The following is a 23,151-nucleotide window of genomic DNA, read 5'->3' as shown; positions in this document are numbered from 1 at the left end:
TCAACATGAAAAAGTCGGTAGTTTATCTAGTCCTTTCGCTGAACCTTGCTTTGGCGGGCCTCCTTTCGTCTTGTAAGACCAGCACCCATAGTTTGCCAGCACCCGAACCGGTGCCAGCAACGCTTCGTTTGCAAAAAATAACTTCAGGTGAAAAGAGCTTCCAAAGTTTCGACTACAACGCTCAGGGGCAACTTGCTAATTTTCAATCGTATTGGATACATACCGATAGTGCAGGTACGGTTTCCAGGCAAAATGCGGAATTGATATATGATAATCAGCATCGATTGAGCCAGATAACCAGCAATGGAAAACCGTACGTGAAGTTTTACTATGAAGGAAATTTGCTGGATCGGGCGGAGGAATATGACCACAGAGGTCGGCGGGTGATTACCCATAACTATCTTTTCGATGCCGGGGGGCGGATTGTTGAACTGCTTGATCTGATTCATGATCCCGATGAACCGACCACCGATCCGACCACGTACCTAAAGTCGCGCTATGACTACGATAATCGCGGAAATGTACAACGGGTGCAGTTATTCACCCGACGAATAGGCGATTCGGCTGCAAAAGCCTGGCAAACCATTTACTATGAAGGGTATGATGACAAGAAGAATCCGCAGCATCCGGAAGTCAATTACCCATTTCTGCCCCAAATACACACTATGGTCAATAATCCGGGGAAAATTACCGCTGTAGGGGCGGATGATAAAACCATTCTGGTGGAAGAGACTTATGCGTACGTGTACAACGACCAGGGTTATCCAATCGGAAGGACCCAGCGGGTGACCACAACGAAGCCACTACCCCCTACGACGGTCGAATATCATTATAAATAAAATACAGATTTTTACGAAAATGGAACGTGAAGGCAGTATCAATATTCAGGGGTTTAAACTCGGTTATCGGATCGAAGGCGACGGATTTCCGGCGCTGGTAATTGGCAGTACGGTTTATTATCCGCGTACGTTTGCGGGCGCTGTCCGGCAATACCTGCAACTCATTTTCATTGATCACCGAGGGTTTGTGCCGCCACCGCCCGGTGATTGGAAGAATGAGAACTTTGCGCTGGACGTGTTACTGACCGATATAGAAACGATTCGCCGGGCATTAAAGCTGGAGCAGTTTGTCGTCATTGGCCATTCGGGGCACGCATTTCTGGCTTTGGAATACGCCAAGCGGTATCCGCAGTATGTTTCGCGGGTGGTGCTGATCGGCGCGAGCCCGGATTACAGTCTGGAAACCGCTCAACGCCGGTGGACCTTCTTTGAAAAAGATACCACGCCGGAGCGCAAAGCTGCCTTTGAATCGAGCATGGTGCAACTGCCGGAACGCATTGCCGCCGAGCCGGAGCGCCGGTTTGTTCACCTATGTCTGTGTGCCGGTCCCGCGAGCTGGTATGATTACCGGTACGATGCCAGCGCCTTGTGGGAGGGCGTCTACACCAACATGCAGGTATTTGATTACGTCTGGGGAACGGTTTTTAGGGACATTGACATTACCGCCGGGCTCGATAAGCTGGAGATTCCCGTCTGGCTGGCTTTGGGGCGGTACGATTACCTGACGGGTTTGCCTTTTCTGTGGGATGACGTAAAAGGCCAGTTTAACAATCTGACCCTAACGGTTTTTGAAAAAAGTGCACACACGCCCCAATTGGAGGAGCCTGAACGGTTTACGCAGGAGTTGATAAGCTGGCTGGGAAGCCATTCGTAGCGGCAAAGTTGCGCTTGCTCTTTGGGCTGGCGACTTGGGCCCAGCCCAAAAAGAATCTACCGCTCGTCCGTTTTACGTAGCGTAAAAACTGAGCGGTAGGATTGCTGTACTACGTAATTGCACAAAGATGCAGTTAAAGAAGACAGAGAATTTTCAGTACAGCCAACGGCATGGTTCCTGACGGATTGAATGGTTCAGGGAGGCCGTTTTTGAGTAAAAACAATAGGTTAAAGTTACACCGATTGCGGTAGTCTGAGCAATGGGTACGAAATGAAATGATGAAAAATAGGGGCGAATTGTCGAACAGACAAGTGGATTAGTTCGTCTTGATCACCGTTGTCCGGACGGATATTTGCAGCCAGCTCCGGAACTCCGACAAACGTGTTCGTGACAAGGTAACCGTCTGGGAATGAGGAATGTCTTTGAGGTTAACAATATAGTTGTTATTGCCGACATGGACGTACCCTTCCACAAACTCCCGATTGACCAAGCAACCCCGGTTAACCCGAAAAAACAACTCCGGTTCTAGATCGGCTTCCATTTCGGTCAGGTTTTTATTGCAGACTTTGTAAATACCCTGGCGGTGATGGACCAGGCAATTCGGGCTGTCGACGGTAATAAACGCAATGTCGGACGTACTGATAACCGTTTGCCCCTTGTTTGACAACACGGCCAGCTTGCTCGCAAAATTCCGGACAACGGGTTGTGCCGGCGCGGGGCTTTTTAGATCAGGTTGCCGGGAGCGCCAGACAAACAAATCCCGAACCAGTGAAACCGTGATGATACAATACCCCAGAACCGAAATCAGAAATAAATAAAGTACAATAACAGTCGGACGTACGTAGGGCCCCACGATGTAGGCTTGCCAGTAGCGATCAACGGTGAGGGCGTCTGATCCGTACAAAATGATGGTTTCAATTACGAAGCGCACCGTTTGCGTAAACGGGCTGACGACAAAAAAAGTAAGGAGCAAAACCGGCAGCAGTGCCAAATAATACTGAGCAACACCCAGCGGAGTAAGCCGAATGGCGTTAAGGCGCATCAGCCGGTGGGCCAGCCAGACCAGTTGTTGAAGCCCAAACAGGGTCACCAGTTCTGGCAGAATAGACGATACCTCGTAGAAAAACAGGGCGTCCCAGCCTCCCAGCCGGTTGGCTAATGCTTTTTTAAATTCAAATTGGCTAATGAAATAGATGCTTGCAAAGAAAACATAGACCGCAACCAGCAACAAAGTCATGTATCCAAATCGGCGGCCGGTTTCAAACGTTACCGGCACGAGTTGCCCCCCAGGTTTTTTGGTTTCGGGCCTCAGTGATAAAGGAAGTTGCATCACGCGTCGGGGTTGGAGCATTGGTCGCACAAGCGATTGACGACAAAAATACAAATAGCCTGGTTTACACGCCACCGCATGAAAGAAAGAAAAAGGCCCAAAATTCGATTCTCCGTTGCGCTATTTTTCGCCACAAACCGTTTTTAACATTTCTTCAGGATGAATCCTGTTCGCTGGGATTCTTGATTTCCTTTCCTACTTTGTACCCGATTTGGTTTTAGGAAAGACGGAACAGTGCAGAAATGGTTATACGCCCTAAATACAATTGGTTTCGGATGCTTTTTGTCTGGCGAGGATCGGTTTTGCCCGCGTTGATCCCCCGCCTTATTCCTTTATTCCTGCTGTCTTTTCTGATTGTTTACCTGCGAGGACAGGTATTTGAGTACAAAATTCCGCTTACGCCCGCACCTTTTACCCTCATGGGTGTTGCGCTGGCCATTTTCCTGGGCTTTCGGAATAATGCAAGCTACGAACGGTTTTGGGAAGGGCGTAAGCTCTGGGGCTCTCTGGTGATTGACTCGCGATCACTGACCCGGCAGGCTATTACCATGAGCGGTTTGCCGGCCAGTTCGCCCGAGGTTACCCATTTTGTTAAGTTGCTGATAGCCTTTGCCTATGCCCTGAAACATCAGTTGCGTCAGACCGAACCAGCCGCAGATTTAGAGAGGCTGCTCCCTTCGTCTTTACAAAAACCGTTGCAGGAAACCCGCTTCAAACCCGTTCGCTTGTTGGTTGAAATGGGTAGCTGGTTACAAAAAAGACAGCAGGAAGGGCGCATTGACACGCCGACCTTGTTGGCTTTTGACCAGAATCTGAATCAACTCTCGGGCGTTTTGGGCGGATGCGAGCGAATTGCCAATACGCCCATTCCGTACACATATAGTGTTCTGTTGCACCGAACCGTTTACATTTATTGCTTTTTGCTGCCATTCGGGCTGGTCGACAGCATTGGCTGGATGACTCCGTTCATTGTGGTTTTTATTGCCTATACGTTTATTGCGCTGGAAGCCATTGGTAATGAGATTGAAGAACCGTTTGGGACTGAGCCGAACGACCTGGCTCTTAACCATATGTGCCGGACTATTGAAATATCGTTGCTCGAAATGATTGGAGAAAAGGCTCCCGATGCTGCCGGAATAAGCAATCCGCCGTTCCTGGATTAAGGCTATTTCAGCTTGCCCACCACCCATTTGCCCACCTGGAGGCCCTGCGTCCGGCCGTTGTCGATGGCGTCCATGAAGTGAATGCCGCCGTAAAACCGCGACAGTCCGGCTTCGATGGACGCTTCCCGGAACGAGCCGAACGAGCGGGCTTTCAGGCCGTAGCGCTCCTCAACGGTATCGGTATAGGCGAAGTTATCGCCAAAAAAATGGGTCAGAATGATTTCCGAAGCCCCCGAAACCGTGGAGTGACCGCTCAGGTATTCCGGAAATGGGGGTGTTTGAAGGAACGGTTTCCAGGTCGGGTCCATCAATTGCCGGATGGCGGTTTCGGGCCGGATGCGGTCGCTGCGGTATTTTTCATCCCAGCAGGCCAGAAAACTGTCCATCAATCCCACCGCCACGGCTGTATGAATGTGCATCGATTCCGCGAAACTTTTCTTTGCCTTGGCGCAGGCAATCCCGGTGATGCCCATCCAGTGAGCACCCGGGGAAATCTTTTTCAGCCCAACCAGCATATGGCCGTTGTTTTCGAGCGCAAAGGGATTACAGTCCCAGAAAGCGGCAATCAGCCGGTGTTCTTCGCTGAGCGCGCTGGCACCGTTTTGGTGATTCTGCACAAGCAGCCGGTAAAACGCGGATTTCCGTTCTTTGGAAAAGGGCACCGGCGGAGCGGGTTTAAACTGCGCAGCCGAATCCAGGGTAAAAGGCCGAACGGTATTGAAATACGGCTCGACGGGCGCGAAATAACCCGGTGGGGTGGGGTACCAGCTACCTGCTTTTCCGGAGGGCGTGTAGCGGGGATAGTTGCTGATCTTGTTGTAGCGGTCGGTTTTGGCGTATTTCAGCATTTGCTGACTGATCTGCTGGGCGTAATTCGCCGACTGTTCAATCACATCATCGGAAAAACCGGCGCTTCGGCACGAGTCCAGCAACGTCTTTTCCAGCGTTTCCAGTCGTTTACCCGACGGCTGAATTTTCTGAGCGGTTTTCAGCATCGCCAATACCGCACTCAGATCGGGCGAATATCCAGCAATGTCTTTCGGTTTTTCAATCAGCGGATAGTCATTCAGCACGCCGTGCAGGCTCCGAACGCTTTTATCGTGCTGAGCTACGACCTCGTAGCCCGACAGACAGGCGTAGGCGAAAAACCGGGCCGCCAGCGGTGGATTCGTTACGTCGTGGATCATCACTTCGGTCATCTCGTCAATGACTTTCGTAATCTCCCGGCTGCTGAGTCCCGGTGTTTTTTCCGGCTTGCAACCGATGACGATTAAAAGAAAAAGGAAGGTAAGCCTTTTCATCTTTATGAATAATGTTGTTTCGTAGAGTTAAGCGGAGATAATAGGAGGAAAGAAGAGCCTCCGCGTTCCTTTGGTTTTCTCCGCTTAACTCTGCGAAACAATCGCTTTTTAAAATTTATACGCCTTGATTCCCAGCTGGTTCACTCCGAACAAAACCGTGCTGCCGACGGGCAGGATGCTCCGCACATCGCCTTTGAGCTGGAAACCGGAAACGCGCTGCGGAACGTACGTAAACTGGCCGTTGCCCGTGCCTTTCAGCAGTATCCCATAATTGGCGTCGGACTTGCCAAACCGTAGCCGCGCCCGGTTGACGTTGCCGCCCACTAGCAAATCTTTCCGGCCGTCACGGTCGTAGTCGAGTACCGTCAGGGCGAAAACCGGCGATGCCTGCACCTCGATGGGTAAGTCTTTTGCCCGGAATTTTCCCTGGCCTGTACTTTCGAAATAAGCGGTTTTGAGGTAATTGGCTTCCAGCCGTTGGGCATCTTTTAGCTCTTCTTCCGTGAAAATATCCTTCATGGTCGCGTCGGCATAACTCTTGTAATCCGGAAAGCGCGTCCGCATGATGCTGAGCTGGTCGAGCAGTTCGTCGCGCGAAACGTAGGGATAGGTTTTGCCCTGCATGTAAAAGCAGAGGATCGGATCAACCGAGCCGTTGTCGTCGAAATCCTTGAAAAACAGTTCGGCGGGTTCGGCTTCGCTTACTTTACATTGCGTGTTTAAGCCCTGATTGCCAATGACCAGGTCCGGTTTCCCGTCGCCGTTCAGGTCGTCGACTAGCAGGCTGTTCCACCAGCCACGGTAGGCTTTGTCGAAATAGCGGTTGGTTTGGTCTTCCCATGTGCCGCCGTTGTTGCCGAAAACCGTTACGGGCATCCACTCCCCAACGACCACCAGTTCCGATTTTTTGTCGTTGTTCAGATCCACCCAGGCCGCATCAGTTACCATTCCGATGCGCTGAAGCTGCGGGGCCAACGTAGCAGTTTGATCACGGAATGTACCCTTACCATCGTTGATGAGCAGAAAACTCGGGGGCGTTTCGGGGTAACGGCCCGGAACAACCCGGCCACCCACGAACAGGTCCGGTTTTCCGTCGCCGTTCACATCGGCCACCCGAACACAACTCTTGCTGGTGCGCATGGCGGGCAAAGCCGCCGGACTTTTGGCAAAAGCACCATTCCCATCGTTCAGGTAAAGCCGATCCTGAAGTTTTGGATCATCGGGCAGGAAATTGGCGTATCCACCGCTGCACACGTACAAATCCGTAAAACCGTCGCCGTTGGCATCGAAGAAAACCGCGTCGGCATCGTCGCACGTTCTATCGGCTTCAAAGGCCGGTTGCGGTTTGGGCAGAAACTGGTTCGTCGCCTGCTGGACGTACAACATACCGGCCTGACCGTTGCCACCGCCCACAAAAATATCTTCCAAACCGTCGCCGTTCACATCGGCTTTGGCCAGACACGGCCCGACGAACGACTGCGGATTGATCAGCAGTGGCTGGCGTTTGAAATCGTTGATGGCGGTGCGGGCCGCCTGGTAGACCACCGGCGATTTGGTTTCGGTAAAGAGGGGAGGAGCAATGGGGTGCGCGTTCGGGACCGCCCGGGCATCTTTTTCGAAAAGGGTTAGCTTCTGATTGGTTTTGACGTTCGTCAGCAGCTGCTGTTTGCCGCCCGGCCAGAGCACCCGCAGCGAATCGATGTTTGGGTCTTTGCCCAGTCCAAAATGCAAAATGGGCGACACGCTCGACTGGTACCCCCGCGAAGGCATTTGTTCCAGGTACTGTTGTTGGCCTTTCCGGTAGACGGTCACCTTGGCGCCGAGTCCAAATCGGTTGGCGTCCAGCCCTTCCAGTTTGACGTTCAGGTAATGGTTTTTGAGCAGCCTGTTGGCATCATTCCGGTAAATGAACGCCGGTTTGTTGAGGTTATTAACCACCAGATCAAGATCGCCGTCGTTGTCCAGATCGGCGTAGGCGGCTCCGTTGCTGTTCGATGGCAAGGCGATGCCCCAGGCTTTGCTGACATTCGCAAACGTCAGGTTACCGTTGTTTTTGAACACGTAATTGCTCACCTCCGACGACGGAATCTGGTAGACCAGTTCCAGAATGTTCTGGCGTCGAACGTTGCTTTGGTTGTTTTGCAGGTAATCGTTCATGTACTTCATGAAGTCCATGTTCGTGAAATCCCGCACAAAACCGTTGGTGACAAACAGGTCTTTCCAGCCATCGTTATCGTAGTCGGCCAGGAGCGGAGCCCAGCTCCAGTCGGTATTGGAAAGGCCGGCGAGTTGACCAATTTCGCTGAAACTGCCATCGCCGTTGTTGATTTGCAGCATGTTCCGCATGTATTGGTAATGAAAGCCGGTTTTGAGATTGAGGTCGAATTTCTCGTAGTTATCGGGCGCGAAAAGCAGCTTCTGGCGACGGTTATCTTCCGGCAGCATGTCCAGCACAAAAATATCGGGTAATCCGTCGTTGTTGATGTCGGCCACGTCGTTGCCCATCGAAAAATGCGGAAAATGGCCCAGGCTGGATTGAATTTTATCCGAAAAGTTCGGCCCGTTTTTCCGGCCGTTGTTGATGTATAAATAGTCGGGAATGGTGTAATCATTGGAAACGTATACATCCGGCCAGCCGTCGGTATTGATGTCCGCAATGCCCGCCCCCAGGCCGTACGACAGCGGAGTGTTGCGCAGTCCGGCCGGCCGGGTAATTTCCAGAAAGTATGGCTTTCCGTTTTTGGGCTCATTCCGGAAAAGCCGAAGGCCGGTTTGCGGGTCGTTTTTTTTCAGGAGATCGGCGGTGCTGGCTTCGTCCAGCACCGGCAGCGACTTGGGGTTATGATTGAGTAAAAACAAATCCAGGTCGCCGTCCTTATCGACATCGAAAAAGAAACCCTGTGTTGCATTCACCGGGTGATTCAGGCCATACTCAACGGTTTTTTCGGTAAAATGCGGGATGCCGTTGGCCGGTTTCCCATCGTTGATAAACAACTGGTTCACCCGTTTTTCCGGAGATAAATTGCCGGAATAGCAGACGTAGATATCCAGCAAACCGTCGCCGTTCACATCGGCCATTGTGACGCCGGTTTTCCACGGTCCTTCGCGGCCCGCGACGCCTGCCGAGTCGGTTATGTCATCAAACTTCAGATTGCCCCGGTTCAGGTATAACTTGTTGGGAACCATGTTTCCGGTAAAATACAGATCGTCCAGGCCGTCGTTGTTGATGTCTCCCACGGCCACTCCTCCGCCATTATAAAAGTATTCGTACATCAACACGTTGGTGTTCAGACCTTCGATCAGGGTGTTGGTAAAATCGACCTGGGTTTCTTCGGGAGTCAGCAAGGTAAACAGCGGAGGACCCGTATTTTCGACGGCGGTTTTTGCTTCCTGTGACGACGAATCCCGGCAACTGGTCAGGGTTAGAGCAAGGAGGAAGAGGTTGAGGACGAAAAGCGAAAAGGGAGGGAATTGCATGGATGAATCGAACAAGAGACGGTAGTTAGAACAAGGTACTGCAAAAGTGAAGCAACTTCTTTAAATCGGCTTCTTTCTTGAAATCAATCACTTCCGTTTTTAGGTAGGCTTCAATGGCCGGTTTGTGCTTCCAGAATAGCTTTAAAACCGTGCTTTTGGTGATCTTATGAAAGCGGTTGTTCTGGTCAATCAAGCCGTAGAGAACATCCTTTTCCAACAGCAGGTCGCCTTCCTGCTCGAGCCGGGAAAGCTGGCCGCTGCTGCCCACAAACGATTTATACTGGGTAATGGATGAGGTACCGGACGATTGATTGTAGCCACCGTTTTTCTCGGCCCGAACGGTTTTGAAAAGGGGCTTGAACGCCAGCAAAACCGTTGGGTAATCGGCCCGGATTTCTACAAAACCGTATCGGGGATCATACCGAAAGCTGGTTTCGTCGATTTGAATTGCCCGAATGGTACTTTCATTCGCTACCGCCAGTGTATCGCCCCTAGGACCAATGAACTGCATTTCGCCAATCAGGATGTTATAGTTAAGCGGCCCGGTAGCCCGCTGTCCGTTGACGTACGCGATAGTTCCCGGGCGGAACTGCGCGTAACGGTACCGATCCTGAAGTGGAACCGATTGCTGCCAGTTCGGTCCGCCCTTGATCCGAACAACGCCGAAATCCTGCGCCCGCAACAGGGTGACGTTGAACAAACCGATTCCCAGGATTACAAGGCTAATTCTCATGACGTTGCAGGCTGAGTACCACCAAAAAATCTATGCCAGCTCCATTCGGGCTGGCATAGATCACTGATTGAACGTAACAAAATAGGTACTGTTAATAACCCGGGTTTTGCACCAGCTTGCTATTCCGGTTTATTTCATCCCGGTGGATGGGCAGGTAATACTGCTTATCGGCCCAGTTCCGGTTTTCTTTCCCCGGATCAATCTCGGTAACTTTGTAGGTATAATCGTAGCTGGTTGGGTCGTATTTGTACAACGTAACCGATTTGCCGGGTTTAAGCATCCCTGTAATGGTAATACCGTTGGCTTTCCGGCCCAGGGTGGTTGGGGCAATCATCCAGCGCCGGGCATCGTGGTAGCGGTGTTCTTCAAAGGCCAGTTCAACTCGGCGTTCGTTGCGGTACCGTTGCCGAAGTGCATCGCCGGTTTCGGTAATGGCTGGCATACCGGCCCGGAAGCGGATTTTGTTCAGCCACGTTTTGGCTTCGGCATCCTGGCCCAGTTCAATACAGGCTTCGGCGTAGTTTAAAACGGCTTCTGTGTAGCGGAAGAACGGCCAGGGAACCTGCTGGTACGTGTTTTGGTCAACAATAGCCGGGTTGGGATCCGTAAACTTGCGTTGGTAGTAACCCGTGTAGCTGCCATTCCAGTCTTCCACCGAACTCTTGCGGGTATCCAGACCAGCAATCATCGTTTTGGCGCCGGATGCGTTCACAATTTCGTAGGTGCCCGTCTGAATCTGGTTAACCGGATCTTTGGCGGCTACGTCGGCTGTGCGGGGTTTCCAGGGGGCACCGTCGTACATGATGGTGGCGTAGAGACGCGGGTCTCGATTGGTGTAAGGCGCGCTGGCTTTGGCCGGTTCGCTCCAGCTAAACTTGGTGCCGTCCATCATTTCGTAGTCATCGACGAGCAGCGAAACCGGAGTATTACCCGCCCAGTTGTGGTAGCCGTTCGGGCCGTTGTGCAGACCGACTTGCCCACCGGCTTCCGGTTTGTCGTTATTGAAGGAGCGCGAGAACAAAACGTCTACATCACCCCCGTTGCGTGACAAGGCGATATTCATGTAGTTGGCGGTACCCACTTCTTTCGAAACCGGTGCGGTCAGGTTCAACTGAAAACCGTAGTTTGTCAGATCCAGTACGGCTTTGGCTGCGTTCTTCGCTTTGGTCCACCGGTCGGCCCGGGTGCCGCTGACATAACCGAGCAGTGCGGGATTGGCATAGGCCGCGTGTACGGTTGATTTTGTTTTGGCCGTAGCAGCATCGTACAAATCACTGGCGGCATACGTCAGAATACGGGCTTTGAGGGCCAGGGCTGACGCTTCGTTGGCGCGGCCTTTGGCCATCACAATTCCTTTTAGCGCGGCAGCTGCGTCGTCGCAGTCTTTTACGATAAAGTTGATGCATTCTTCCATCGTATTACGCGTCACCCGGTAATCGGCTTCCCCCAATTCATATTGGCGGTCGATGATGGGCACTCCACCGTAATACCGTACCAGCTGGTGGTAGTAATACGCCCGCAAAAACTTCGCTTCTCCGATCAGCCGTTCCGCGATTTTATTCGAGTTGGCAAAGTTCGGTTTGGCTAAGTTATCCAGCGCCAGGTTGACGGCCCGGATGCGCAGGTACATCTGGTTCCAGTCAATGGTTTCGTTAATCCAGCCCGGATCGGCGGGGTTGGAACGGCCCTCGGTGATGGTCGTGATGTTCCGACCGGGGTGCGTAAACAGGGCTTCATCGGTCAGCGACGAGAGTTGCTGTTCGTTCAGTCCACCCTGTCCCAATCCGGCATAGATACCCGTCACGAAGGCTTCGGCCAAGGCAGCATCCGACCATACAGTCGAGCCAGGTACCTGATCCAGCGGTTGGGTATTCATGAAATCGTCATTGCAACCCGTTACGGCAAAAGCCGTTAATCCGATTGCTAAACTTATGGTTTTAAATTTTCGTAGCATGTCAAGTAATGAATTAGAAGCGAAGCGTTACACCCGTGTTGATAATTCGCGCCTGTGGATAATACTGTCCGGTTGAGTTGCTGGATTCCGGATCAAAAGAGCCCAACTTGTTGATAATGTTGAACAAGTTGAGGCCATTGGCGTAGATACGGAGGTTGCTGAGTCCGACCTTTTTGCCGATGTTGTCTGGAAGCGTATAACCGATCTCAAAGTTTTTCAGCCGGATGTAATCGGCCGAACGCAACCAGTAGGTGTTGTTATTCGAGAAGTACTGGTCGCTGCGGTTGGCGATTCGGGGGTGCACGCTGCTCGGGTTTTCGACCGTCCAGCGGTTGGTGTAAAACTCTTGCAGGTAGTTTCCGATGTTCCCCGATTCACCCAGGCTAATATACTGCTGAGCCCCCGCTGAGCCCTGGAAGAGCACGGTCAGGTCAAAGTTTTTGTACGTTGCCGTGATGTTCATTCCTCCCTGGAACAGCGGCAGGTTCGTACGTTTGTTCCGAACGCGGTCGTCGGGCGTGATTTTACCATCGCCGTTGTAGTCCTTGTACTTCATATCGCCCGGACGCAGGGTTTTTACGATGGCCGAGTAGTCGAGGGTGTTGGCGTCGATTTCTGCCTGGTCTTTAAATACGCCGTCGTACAGATAGGCAATGTAGCCGTTGATCGGCATCCCTGTGGTCCGCTGCCATTCGGGAGCGCCCGGTGCTTCATCCCAGAAGATAATTCTGTTCTGCGCGTACCCTCCGTTCACACTGACTGTAAACTTCAGATCCCGAACCTGGCCGTTGTAACCGATCTGACCATCAAAGCCGGAGTTTCGTACTTTCCCGATGTTTTCGGGCGGCAACACCAGACCCGTCGTCCGCGGAATGGATGCATTGCGGGGGTAGAGAATCGAGGTGCGCAGGTTGTTGAAGTAGTCGAATTCAAAGTTGATTTTACCGTTGAACAACTGCCCTTCCAAACCGATGTCGGCGTTGTTGGCCACTTCCCACGTAATGCTGGGATTCGGGATACGGGCTTCCGTCAGGGTTTTCTGCTGGATGCCATTGATAATATACGTGTTGAAGTTGTAGGTGGGCAGGTACTGGTAGGTAGCCAGCGTTTCGGTGTTTGGGAAATAAATCTGATCGTTCCCCAATTGACCCCACGAACCACGCAGCTTCAGGTAATTGATAGACGGAATGGAGTTTTTAAGAAAGCTCTCTTCCGAGATAACCCAGCCTGCCAGGAAGCCAGGAAAGAAGCCATACCGGGTTTCTTCCGGGAACATGTCAGATCCGTCATACCGCCAGAGGAACTCGGCCAGGTATTTTTCCTTGTAGTTGTAGGCAACCCGTCCGAAGTAGTTAATCCGCGCCCGGTTGAAGGCATTTCCGTTGTTGTTCTTTTCCAGCTCACCCCCGGCGCCCATCTGGTCGATGGCCGTGGAGATAAAATACCGGCGGAAAGCCTCAAAGTTGTCATTATTGATGGTTTCCCGGTTCACCCCCGCCAGCAAGGTAAGGCCGTGGTCTTCGAATTTACGTTCGTAGGTGGCAATACCTCCCAACAAAATATTGAGCTGATTTTCATTGTATTGGTTCAGGCGGGGTTCGGCGGGGCCGCGTCGGCTGGCAATCAGATTCGGAATACCGTTGGCGTCAACGCCCGTGCCGCGTTCGTACAGCGTCCAGGGCGTCTGCCACAGTTTGCGGTTCCGAATGTATTTATCGATGGCGGCCGTTCCCGAAAATTTCAGACCTTCAACGCCCGGAATTTTGATGTCCAACTGGCCATTGGTCTGAAAATAATCCCGTTTTTCCCGGTCATAACCGGTATCGTTTGTTGTGATAACAACCGGGTTCTCGCCGTTTTCGATATCCGGTCCCGGACGTCCATCGGGCCAGAATGCGGGTTGGTTCGGTTTGCCACGCATCTGCATCCGGAAGATAGCACCCGCTCCCCGCGTTGGGTAATACCGGAATTCTTCACGCCCCAACAGCCCGACCGCCAGGTGAACGTATTTGTTGATATTGGCGTCGAGATTAACCCGCAAGTCGTACTGTTTATAGCCCGTTGCCGAGCGTTTGTAGTAAGCATCCTGGTTTTGATAACCCATTGACGCGACATACTTGAAGTCTTCGGTACCGCCCGTCACCTGCAGGTTGTGCTGTTGTTGCGGAGACCAGGTTTTCAGCGTTGCTTTATACCAGTCGGTATTCGGGTGTCCCCAGGGGTCCGAACCGTCACTGTATTTGGTAATATCGTCCGGCGAGTAAGGGGCCGTACGAACGGTTCCGTCTGGGCGGGTGTACCTACCGGTAGTCTTATACGCCTGGGTGGCTGCTGCCCATTCTGCTACCGGAAGTTCGTAAATATTCAGGTCGTTGAGCATGTGGGCATACTCGGCCGCATTGGCCAGCTTCGGCACCACCGTTGGCTGTGAAAAGCCCTGGTTGAACGAATACGACAATTGTGGTTTTCCGGTTTTACCCCGTTTGGTCGTGATCAGAATAACGCCGTTAGCGGCCCGGGATCCGTAGATAGCGGCCGAAGCATCTTTCAAAACCGAGATGTTTTCGATATCGGCCGGGTTAATCCGTTCCAGACCCCCTGAACGAGCCGGTACACCATCGACAACGACCAGCGCGTTGTTGTTACCCAGCGTGTTGGTACCCCGAATTCGAATGGCGGAGCCGTCATAACCGGGTTCGCCGGAACGGTTTACAGCCACTACGCCCGGCAGCCGACCCGCGATGGAGTTGGAAAGGTTGGTGGTGGGCGATTTTACCAAGTCAGTTCCTTTGACCGAAACAACCGATCCCGTTACGGTTTCTTTCTTTTGCACCCCGTAACCCACCACCACTACTTCGTTCAACTGGCTAACGTCGTCCAGCAGTTTAACATCTACGTTAGACCGCCCACCGATGGCAACTTCCTGCGTAACATAACCGATGAATGAAAATATTAGGGTTGCATTTTTGTTGGGTACATTGAGGGAGTAGGTACCGTCGGCTGCGGTTGTCGTTCCCTGAGTCGTTCCCTTCAACACGATGCTGACCCCGGGTAAAACATCCGACTGTCCGCCGGTGACTTTCCCTTTTACGGTTGATTGGGCCAGTACTCCGGTTACGGAAACAAGCATTAGATAAAGTACTAATAGATACCTATTGTTGGGAGGTACCTGATGAGTAGACTTTTTCATACAGATAAGAAGGATTGGTTTAATTAAGGAAATTGTATTGGCATTGACTCAACAGCACAAAGCATTCGCCAGTAGAAAACGCGAACCGAGAAAGACAAATAGCAACGGTAGCTCACTAGCCAACGGAGACCAAAAAACGGCTGGAAATGGAATTTGCAATTAGGCCGTTGAGACATGTATTAAGCAGACAGTAGGTGTTCTTCATAAAAATTAATAGAGATGGTTTTCTAAAAGATCAGACAAGGTGGCGCAGGTACTTGCCCGGTTTAGGCAAACGTGCTATCAAATGGCTTGATAAACGGGTCTTTCTGCTTTTTAGCCCAAAATTCTGATAAATAATAAACTTGTCAAAAAGTCAGTACAGTTGGTATTATTTAAAGAACAGGCTTTGTATAATACCATTAAATGTGCGACTACTTCCAGATTCGTAACGTTAAATTAAGAATAGAATATTAATTATTAAAATATTAAAACAAATTGGTTAAATGGAAGTCGAAAACAGTTAAAAAGTAGTCAATACCGCGGTTATGGAAGCGGTTTTCCGTGCCAGCGTACTTGCTGCTAGAAGGGTCTATGTCCGCTGCCGTACAAAAACCTGTCCGCATACGGACAGGTTTTTGTGTTCACCTGATTAGTTTTCTGTAAATCAATTGATTATAGATATGGCACGACCTTGGTGGATACGATCATGCTGAGTTGCTGCTTATTAAGTAATGTCTTCTACTTTTCCCGACTCCGATGCTACTCAATTATCTCAAAATCGCATTCCGTAACCTACGTACCCATACGGTTTACTCGTTTATCAACCTTTTGGGTCTGGCAATTGGAGTAGCAAGTTGCCTGCTGATTGTGTTGTTTGTGCGGGACGAGCTGGCGTTCGACCGGTTTTTACCGGATGCCGACCGACTGTATCAGGTTAACACCTCCGGAAATTTCGGTGGCAGTGATTTTACGACCAGCGGTACTCCTCCTCCGGTTGGCAAAACGATTTTGCGCGAATATCCTGAAGTAGAAGCGTATACGCGGATGTTTAAGGCGATGGATGCGGTTGTGCAGCGAGAACAGAATGGGAGGGTTGATCGCTCGTTTACCGAGCAGCGCATTATGGCGGCCGACTCGAACTTTTTCCAAGTCATCCGGTTTGCAACTCTGGCGGGTGATCCGCTAACCTGTTTGCGCGAGCCCAATTCGCTGGTGGTGACCGAAAAAATGGCCCGGAAGTATTTTGGAAAACCGGATGTGGTGGGGCAGGTGCTTAAAATTAACAACGATCCGTATAAAATCACGGGCGTGCTGGCCGATCTGCCAACGCAATCATCAATTCAGTTCGATTTTCTGACACCCATGAAAAACTACGGGGTGGTGCAGTATTTCGACTGGAGCTGGGTGTGGCTGAACGTAGCGACTTACATTCGGCTTAATGAACAGGTTGCCAGTGACCCCGCCCGCGTCCGGGCGCTGGAAGCCCGCTTTGCCGGGATGGTCGCCAAACACGCCGAACCCGCCTTCCAGCGCATTGGGCAACCGGATTTTCTGAAAAACGGCGGGCGCTGGCAATTTCAGCTCCAGCCACTCACCGACATTCACCTGCGCTCGACCGAGATCTCGGCCCATCACCAGAATCTGGGCGATTACCGCCAGATTGATACATTCGCAATCGTTGCCATTTTTATTGGAGTGCTGGCCTGCGTCAATTTCATGAATCTTTCTACGGCCCGGTCGGTCAAACGGGCGAAGGAAGTGGGCGTTCGGAAAGTGCTGGGTTCGTATCGCAGCATGCTCATCCGGCAGTTTCTGACCGAATCGATGCTGTATAGCGTCATTGCTACGGGGTTAGGGCTGGGGCTGGTGGCCATTCTACTGCCGTTTTTCAATCAGCTGGCTGGCAAGACCTTCTCGGTGGATTTGCTGTTTACCGCAGATGTGCTGGCTATAACCGGGGTTCTGGCGTTGTTTATCGGTTTGCTGGCTGGCAGTTATCCGGCTTTTTACCTCACCGCATTTAACCCGGTACAAACGCTCAAGAGCGGGATGCTGAAAACCTCGCTAGCGCAGCAACTGACGCGTAATGGGCTGGTGGTCTTTCAGTTTGTGGTTTCAACGGCGCTCATCATCGGCACCATTGTCGTATTTGCTCAACTGCGGTATGCTCAGAATAAAGATTTGGGTCTTACCAAGGAAAACGTGCTCGTGGTGCGCAACGCTAATCGTCTGGCGCAGAACCAGGAGGCTTTTCGGCAGGAGGTGGTGCGGCTGGCCGAAGTAGCCAAAGCCAGTATTTCGACCAGTACTCCGCTGAATGGCGCTTTTGGCGATTTCTATAATCCGGTGCAGACTGGCGAAAAACAGATTGCGAAAGATTTGCTGATGTACTCGTTTCTGACGGATTATGAGCTGGTACCAACGCTGAAAATTAACTTGACGCAGGGCCGAAATTTCTCGCCGGAATTCTCCGATTCGCTGTCGGTGATTCTGAACGAAACCGCCGTGAAACAGATTGGCTGGAAAAAACCGATTGGTCAGTCGCTGGTGTATCCCGGCGGTCGGCAGCAGGCATTTAAGGTCATTGGGGTGATGAAGGACTTTGATACGGAGTCGGTTCGGACGGCCATGCAGCCTTTTGCGCTGTTTCATACCTCGTCTAAAAGTTTTGAGGAGCCCGGTTCAAACGTGCTGGTGCGCATCCGACCCGGAGCAACCGAAACGGCGGTGAAAAAAATCGAAGCAAACTGGAAACGGTTTAGCCCCGACACTCCCTTCGATTATACCTTTCTGGACCATGAATTTGCGAAAGCATACCGCACCGAGCAGCAAACTGGCCGGGTGTTTATCACCTTTACGGCTCTGGCCATTTTCATCGCCTGTATGGGGCTGTTTGGCCTGACAACGTTTGCCGCCGAGCAGCGAACGAAGGAAATCGGGGTTCGGAAGGTTTTGGGCGCATCGGTGAGCAGCATTGTTGCCCTACTCTCCAAAGACTTTCTGAAGCTGGTCGCCATTTCAATTGTCATCGCTTCACCGCTTGCCTGGTACTTCATGAATCAGTGGCTATCGGCATTTATCTATAAAATTAGCATCGAGTGGTGGGTGTTTGCATTGGCGGGCGTTTTAGCGCTCCTGATTGCGGTGGCAACGGTCAGTTTCCAGAGCATCAAAGCGGCTTTGATGAATCCGGCGAAATCGTTACGCAGTGAGTAATAGGAGTTCAGATTAACTTTTATTAACAGAACTGAAAAACCGTTCAACCGCAATAGGGAGTACCTTTGGCGCAACCTTAACCAGTTGCAGACCGGGAACTTATGCTACAAAATTACTTCAAAATTGCCTGGCGGAATATAACCACGCATCGGAGTAGCACCCTCCTTAACCTTCTCGGCTTATCGGTCGGGATGGCGGGCGGTTTGTTGCTATTCCTGTTTATTCAGTATCACCTCAGTACGGACCGGCACCATGCCAAATTCGACCGTATATTCCGGGTCGTAACGGATTTACACCTCGACGACGGAGCAATTGAATACTATCCGGAAGCGCCCTTGCCAATGGCCCGTACCTTGCGAACGGATTATCCGCAGGTCGAGCAGGCTGCATTTCTGATCATGAACCGCGACCTGATCGTCAGCCACCGGCAACCTGGAAAAACCGTTCCCCTCCGTTTTCAGGAGCATAGCGGAACCGGGCTGGCCGAACCGGAATTGTTTGATATTCTGGATTACCACTGGTTGCGGGGCAATCCAAAAACCGCGCTGCACGAACCCAATACCGTGGTTATTACCGAATCGTGGGCTAAAAAATACTTCGGTGATGCCGATCCGATGGGGCAGACCCTGACCCTGAATCACCGCACCGACGCCCGTATCACCGGTATTTTGGCCGATCCACCCCGCACCACCGACGTGGATGTCCACCTGTTTATTTCTATGGCGACGCTTAAAACGCTCGATTCGCAGTTTAATCAAACGGATTGGGGACAGCTCAACAGCAATTACCGGCTTTTCTGCACATTGAAAAACCCAGAAACCGTCGGTGATCTGGAAGCCGCTATGCCCGCTCTGTCGAAAAAGCATTTTGGAGAAGGAGCACACTATTTCCATTTTCATTTTCAGCCTTTGCGGGAGGTTCATTTCGATGTTCGGCGCCTGGCGACCGGTGCCAAGGCCATCCGGCCTTCGTTGCTCTGGTCGCTGGGTCTGGTGGGTGTTTTTCTGATGCTGACAGCCTGCATCAATTTTGTCAACCTGGCCACGGCGCAGGCATTACGCCGGAGCAAGGAAGTGGGCATTCGGAAAACACTGGGCAGCTCGCGGACGCAATTGGTTCGCCAATTTTTGCTCGAAACCGCCTTAATCGTGCTGGCAGCGACGGTTTTTGCGCTGCTGCTGGCGTTGCTGAGCCTGCCACTGCTAAACCGGTGGTCGGGCCTGCCGTTATCGTTGCATCTTGATGGCGCAACGATCGGTTTTACCATCCTGCTGATGGGGGTTGTCGTTGTACTGGCGGGCGGGTACCCGGCTGCGGTTTTGTCGGGGTTCAGTCCTTGGGCGGCTCTGAAAGGAGCCCTGGCGACCCGATCCAGCGGGCGTTCGGTGGTGCGGAAATCATTGGTTATTACGCAGTTTGTGGTGTGTCAGGCGCTCATTATTGGCTCATTGGTGGTGGCTACCCAGGTGCGGTACATTCAGAACGCCGATCTGGGACTGAACAAAGAGAACGTCGTTGTTGTGCCGCTGCCCAAACCGGAGAAAGCGTTGCGGGAAACCTTCAGGAATGAGTTGTTGCAATACCCCGACATAAAAACCGTTAGTGCCAGCTACCGCCCGCCCTCGGCGCAGATGATGAACGGTGGCTCCTTCAAATTTGGCGGTCAGGCCGAATGGATGGCCTTCCCGCTCCGGGAGCGCATCGGCGACGCTGGTTACGTAAAAACCTACGGGTTGCAGATCATTGCGGGACGCGATATTACCGAAAGTGACACGATTCGGGAGTATCTGGTCAATGAAGCGCTGTTGCGGAAAATGAACATTCGGGACCCGCAAAAAGCCATCGGGAAAACCTTGCAGTATCACCTGTCGCCGGTTCCGTTGCCGATTGTGGGCGTTGTGAAAGACTTTCACATGCGTTCACTGCGCGACCCCATTGAGCCTTGTTTCATTGCCAGCTATGCCGAGCTTTACAAGCGGGTGGGCATCCGGATTTCGGGCCATAATCCGGAACAGACCGTGCAGCGCATTCAGCAAGTCTGGGAGAAAATTTACCCCGATGAGGTTTTTGAATATGAATTTCTGGATGAGCAGCTGGCCCGGTTTTACGAAAGCGAAAACCTGCTTTTCCGGCTGGTCAATACGTTCGCAGGGCTGGCCATTTTGATTTGCGGACTGGGTCTGTACGGTCTGGTGTCGCTGGTGGTAGTACAGCGGACGAAGGAAATCGGTATTCGGAAGGTGCTGGGTGCGTCGGTGGCCAGCATTGTTGCGCTACTCTCGAAAGACTTCCTGAAGCTGGTGGTTATTGCCCTGGTAATTGCTGCGCCAATTGCGGGGTATGCCATGAGCCAATGGCTGGACGATTTTGCGTACCGAATTGCCATGCAGTGGTGGATGTTTGGGCTGGCAGGCGGTTTAGCGATTGTGGTGGCCCTGGCAACGGTTTCGTTTCAGAGCATCAAAGCGGCCCTGGCCAACCCGGTGCGGAGTTTGCGAAGCGAATAAATGGGCGTACGGTTGGGGCTTATAGAAAGTTTCAGGCGGATCGCTTGTTCGCAGTAAAAAGAGCATACCGAGCCCAACGGTCAGTTTGGCGATAACTCGTTGGTGTGCAGCGGGTGCCCAATGCTCCCCTCTTTATTGACAATAGAGGGAGGGTTGACGGGAGGAAAGTACGTAATTCAGCGCGTTTTATTCAAACTTATCACCATAATTCATGCTTCGCAACTACCTCAACATTGCCCTGCGTACCCTTTGGCGCAATAAATTGTATACCGGTTTGAACGTTGGTGGGCTGGCCATTGGATTAGCGGCCTGCCTGCTGATGGCGTTGTATGTGAACCACGAATTTTCGTACGACGGTTTTCACGCCAATGCCAACCGGATTGCGCGCATTACCACCATCATGAAAACGCAGGAATCGCCCCTGGTGCTGGCTTCCAGTCCGGTGCCGCTCGCGCCAACGCTCAGGCGCGACTACCCGGAAGTGGAAAACGCCATTCGGTTGACGCCGTATGAGGGCCTGGTGCGGCAGGGCGAAAAGCTGTTCAAAGAGCCGGGTATCTACCACGCCGATAAAGAGGTGTTTGCGGTTTTCTCATACCCCTTGCTGGTGGGCAATCCGGCCACGGCCTTGGCCAACCCGAACAGCGTTGTCCTGACCGAACAGCTTGCCCGGAAATACTTCGGGAAGACGGATGTGCTGGGACAAATCGTTGCGTTTGAAAAGCAGCGGTATCAGGTGACAGGCGTGATGGCCGATCTGCCGACCAATACCGATCTGGTGGTAAAGGCCCTGTTGTCGAAGGAGTTTCCGGGCGTTCGGTCGTGGGTGGAAGATGATTTTCCGTGTTACACCTACGTTCTTTTTCGGGATGAACCCAATCTGCCGGTTTTTAGCAAAAAGCTGGAGCAGCTTGCCCGGAAATACGCCAATCCTGAACTGGCAAAAATGGGGGCCGAGGGCTATACAATCAGCTTTCCGGTGGAACGCCTGGAAGACGTGCATTACAGCGAAGGCAAGATGGCCGACACGCCCAAAGGCAACAAACAGTACGGCTACCTGTTCGCGTTTCTGGCGGTTTTTGTGCTGGTCATTGCCCTGCTGAATTACGTAAACCTGCTGACCGCCAAAGCCACCGAACGTGCCCGGGAAGTGGGCGTTCGAAAAGCCAACGGAGCAAGGCGAGGCCAGCTGATCCGACAGTTTTTGTTTGAGTCGGGGTTGCTGAGCGGCTTATCAGTTGGTATTGCCGTGCTTCTGGTGTTGACGGCGGCTCCTTTTTTCAATGAGCTGCTGGGCATCCGGTTGCCGATTTCGGTAGCGGAAATGATGGAACTGGTCGGTTTCTCGTGGGTGGTTATCACGCTGGCGGGGGGGCTGTACCCGGCTTTTGTCCTGTCGAATTACCGCCCCGTTGAAGTACTGAAGGGACGGCTTGGCACGTATGGTAAAGGGGCCTGGCTGCGCAAATCCGTGATTATTTTTCAGTTCGTGTTGGCTGTCGGAATGATTGCGGGTGTGCTGGTGATCCGGCGGCAAATGAATTTTATGCAAAATCATGATCTGGGCTTTACCAAAGAACGAATCCTGAGCCTCTACCTGCCCGATGATTCGACGGCCCGGGCGGGGGCTACGGCTTTGGCCAACAGCCTGAAAAACCGAAGCGAAATTGGCGGGGTGACGCTGGGGTCGGGGTTGCAGACAGAAGGGCTGTTGCCGATGGCGTCCACGACGATTCGAAGCAACGGACAGAAGCGGGAACTGATGAGCAATTACCTGTTTGTGGATGACCAGTTTCTGCCGCTGCTGAACATTCCGCTAAAACTGGGCCGCAATCTGTCGTCAAATGCGAAAGCGGATCTGAAAGGCGGTTTTATTGTCAACGAAGCCTTCGTAAAAATGGCGGGCTGGAAAGAAGGCGTGGGGCAAAGCATCGATGGATTTGGTCATAAGGGCAAGGTGGTGGGTGTAGTCAAGAACTTCCATTATCGGTCTTTGCACAACCTGGTTGAGCCGCTGGTGATGATTTACAATACGTTTCCGGTTAGTAGCCTGATGGTGAACGTCAAACCCGAGTACCTGCCGGTGGTACAAGCGCTTTGGCAGCAGCACTATCCGGGTTCACCGTTCGATTATAAGTTTCTGGACGAATCGGTGGAAGCCCAATACACGAAAGATCGGCTGATGACGACGGTTTTTAACGGTTTTGCAGCATTAACCATATTGGTTTCTTGCCTGGGATTGTTTGGATTAGTTACCTTTACAACCGGACAGCGAACAAAAGAGATTGGGATACGCAAGATTTTGGGTGCTTCGGTCGTTAACGTGGTATTATTGCTCTCCAAAGATTTTCTCAAGTTAGTTCTCATTGCTATTTTCATTGCTGCGCCGGTTGCCTGGTATGCACTGGATCGCTGGTTGCAGGATTTTGCGTATCGTGTGGGGTTGGAAGGATGGATTTTCGCGTTGGCGGGCGGCCTGGCCGTTTTAATTGCGCTGCTGACCGTATCGTTCCAGTCGGTGAAAGCCGCGTTGATGAATCCGGTGAATAGTATAAAAGATTCTTGAACCTGGATGACGCAAAGGA

General features: G+C 52.0%; 12 protein-coding genes. 6 read left to right on the top strand and 6 right to left on the bottom strand.

Translation table 11 applies throughout. The features are described from left to right. The first annotated feature begins 5 nt into the window (after positions 1-5). Together ACYVH9_RS15615 and ACYVH9_RS15610 are read left to right on the top strand one after the other, a co-directional pair. Positions 6-839: a hypothetical protein gene (locus ACYVH9_RS15615; protein ID WP_460637295.1), complete on the top strand. Its 834-nt coding sequence runs from the start codon at positions 6-8 to the stop codon at positions 837-839. A gap of 19 nt (positions 840-858) precedes the next feature. Next, positions 859-1,713, top strand: coding sequence for an alpha/beta fold hydrolase (locus tag ACYVH9_RS15610; protein ID WP_460637294.1), 855 nt, complete (start codon positions 859-861; stop codon positions 1,711-1,713). A 316-nt stretch (positions 1,714-2,029) separates the two neighbouring features. On the opposite strand, the gene ACYVH9_RS15605 is transcribed toward ACYVH9_RS15610, so the two are convergent. Continuing rightward, the gene (locus ACYVH9_RS15605; RefSeq protein WP_460637293.1) at positions 2,030-3,043 is read right to left on the bottom strand and encodes a LytTR family DNA-binding domain-containing protein; all 1,014 of its coding nucleotides are present in this window, start codon (positions 3,041-3,043) and stop codon (positions 2,030-2,032) included. A gap of 242 nt (positions 3,044-3,285) precedes the next feature. On the opposite strand from ACYVH9_RS15605, the gene ACYVH9_RS15600 reads away from it, so the two are divergent. Further along, complete coding sequence (locus tag ACYVH9_RS15600) at positions 3,286-4,206, top strand: bestrophin family protein (RefSeq protein ID WP_460637292.1); 921 nt, start codon at positions 3,286-3,288, stop codon at positions 4,204-4,206. Positions 4,207-4,208: 2 nt separating this feature from the next. Here ACYVH9_RS15600 and ACYVH9_RS15595 read toward each other — a convergent pair whose 3' ends face one another. The 5 genes from ACYVH9_RS15595 to ACYVH9_RS15575 form a co-directional block, all read right to left on the bottom strand. Then, entirely contained in the window at positions 4,209-5,507 is a 1,299-nt protein-coding gene (locus ACYVH9_RS15595) for a vanadium-dependent haloperoxidase (protein WP_460637291.1), read from the bottom strand. A gap of 108 nt (positions 5,508-5,615) precedes the next feature. Continuing rightward, a complete protein-coding gene (locus ACYVH9_RS15590; RefSeq protein ID WP_460637290.1) occupies positions 5,616-8,984 on the bottom strand; it encodes a VCBS repeat-containing protein in 3,369 nt (1,122 codons plus the stop codon). 25 nt (positions 8,985-9,009) lie between these two features. Further along, a complete protein-coding gene (locus ACYVH9_RS15585; protein ID WP_460637289.1) occupies positions 9,010-9,717 on the bottom strand; it encodes a hypothetical protein in 708 nt (235 codons plus the stop codon). 91 nt (positions 9,718-9,808) lie between these two features. Then, positions 9,809-11,671, bottom strand: coding sequence for a RagB/SusD family nutrient uptake outer membrane protein (locus tag ACYVH9_RS15580; RefSeq protein WP_460637288.1), 1,863 nt, complete (start codon positions 11,669-11,671; stop codon positions 9,809-9,811). A gap of 13 nt (positions 11,672-11,684) precedes the next feature. Then, entirely contained in the window at positions 11,685-14,801 is a 3,117-nt protein-coding gene (locus ACYVH9_RS15575; RefSeq protein ID WP_460637287.1) for a SusC/RagA family TonB-linked outer membrane protein, read from the bottom strand. A gap of 798 nt (positions 14,802-15,599) precedes the next feature. On the opposite strand from ACYVH9_RS15575, the gene ACYVH9_RS15570 reads away from it, so the two are divergent. The 3 genes from ACYVH9_RS15570 to ACYVH9_RS15560 all read left to right on the top strand — a co-directional run bounded on the left by ACYVH9_RS15570 (position 15,600) and on the right by ACYVH9_RS15560 (position 23,132). Then, positions 15,600-18,059 carry an ABC transporter permease gene (locus ACYVH9_RS15570; protein WP_460637286.1) on the top strand — a complete coding sequence of 820 codons (2,460 nt, stop codon included), beginning with the start codon at positions 15,600-15,602 and terminating at the stop codon, positions 18,057-18,059. Between the two features lie 101 nt (positions 18,060-18,160). Further along, the gene (locus ACYVH9_RS15565) at positions 18,161-20,566 is read left to right on the top strand and encodes an ABC transporter permease (protein ID WP_460637285.1); all 2,406 of its coding nucleotides are present in this window, start codon (positions 18,161-18,163) and stop codon (positions 20,564-20,566) included. Positions 20,567-20,777: 211 nt separating this feature from the next. Continuing rightward, positions 20,778-23,132, top strand: coding sequence for an ABC transporter permease (locus ACYVH9_RS15560; RefSeq protein WP_460637284.1), 2,355 nt, complete (start codon positions 20,778-20,780; stop codon positions 23,130-23,132). The last annotated feature ends 19 nt before the right edge of the window (positions 23,133-23,151 follow it).

The sequence above is a fragment of the Larkinella harenae genome (assembly GCF_054780515.1).
This window is presented reverse-complemented; position numbering and strand designations above follow the sequence as displayed.

Excerpts from the sequence above, each read along its gene's own strand:
- ACYVH9_RS15600 (WP_460637292.1), top strand. The coding sequence starts at position 3,286 with ATGGTTATACGCCCTAAATACAATTGGTTTCGGATGCTTTTTGTCTGG.
- ACYVH9_RS15565 (WP_460637285.1), top strand. The coding sequence starts at position 18,161 with ATGCTACAAAATTACTTCAAAATTGCCTGGCGGAATATAACCACGCAT.
- ACYVH9_RS15580 (WP_460637288.1), bottom strand. The coding sequence starts at position 11,671 with ATGCTACGAAAATTTAAAACCATAAGTTTAGCAATCGGATTAACGGCT.
- ACYVH9_RS15590 (WP_460637290.1), bottom strand. The coding sequence starts at position 8,984 with ATGCAATTCCCTCCCTTTTCGCTTTTCGTCCTCAACCTCTTCCTCCTT.
- ACYVH9_RS15575 (WP_460637287.1), bottom strand. The coding sequence starts at position 14,801 with ATGCTTGTTTCCGTAACCGGAGTACTGGCCCAATCAACCGTAAAAGGG.
- ACYVH9_RS15585 (WP_460637289.1), bottom strand. The coding sequence starts at position 9,717 with ATGAGAATTAGCCTTGTAATCCTGGGAATCGGTTTGTTCAACGTCACC.
- ACYVH9_RS15615 (WP_460637295.1), top strand. The coding sequence starts at position 6 with ATGAAAAAGTCGGTAGTTTATCTAGTCCTTTCGCTGAACCTTGCTTTG.
- ACYVH9_RS15605 (WP_460637293.1), bottom strand. The coding sequence starts at position 3,043 with ATGCAACTTCCTTTATCACTGAGGCCCGAAACCAAAAAACCTGGGGGG.
- ACYVH9_RS15570 (WP_460637286.1), top strand. The coding sequence starts at position 15,600 with ATGCTACTCAATTATCTCAAAATCGCATTCCGTAACCTACGTACCCAT.
- ACYVH9_RS15560 (WP_460637284.1), top strand. The coding sequence starts at position 20,778 with ATGCTTCGCAACTACCTCAACATTGCCCTGCGTACCCTTTGGCGCAAT.
- ACYVH9_RS15595 (WP_460637291.1), bottom strand. The coding sequence starts at position 5,507 with ATGAAAAGGCTTACCTTCCTTTTTCTTTTAATCGTCATCGGTTGCAAG.
- ACYVH9_RS15610 (WP_460637294.1), top strand. The coding sequence starts at position 859 with ATGGAACGTGAAGGCAGTATCAATATTCAGGGGTTTAAACTCGGTTAT.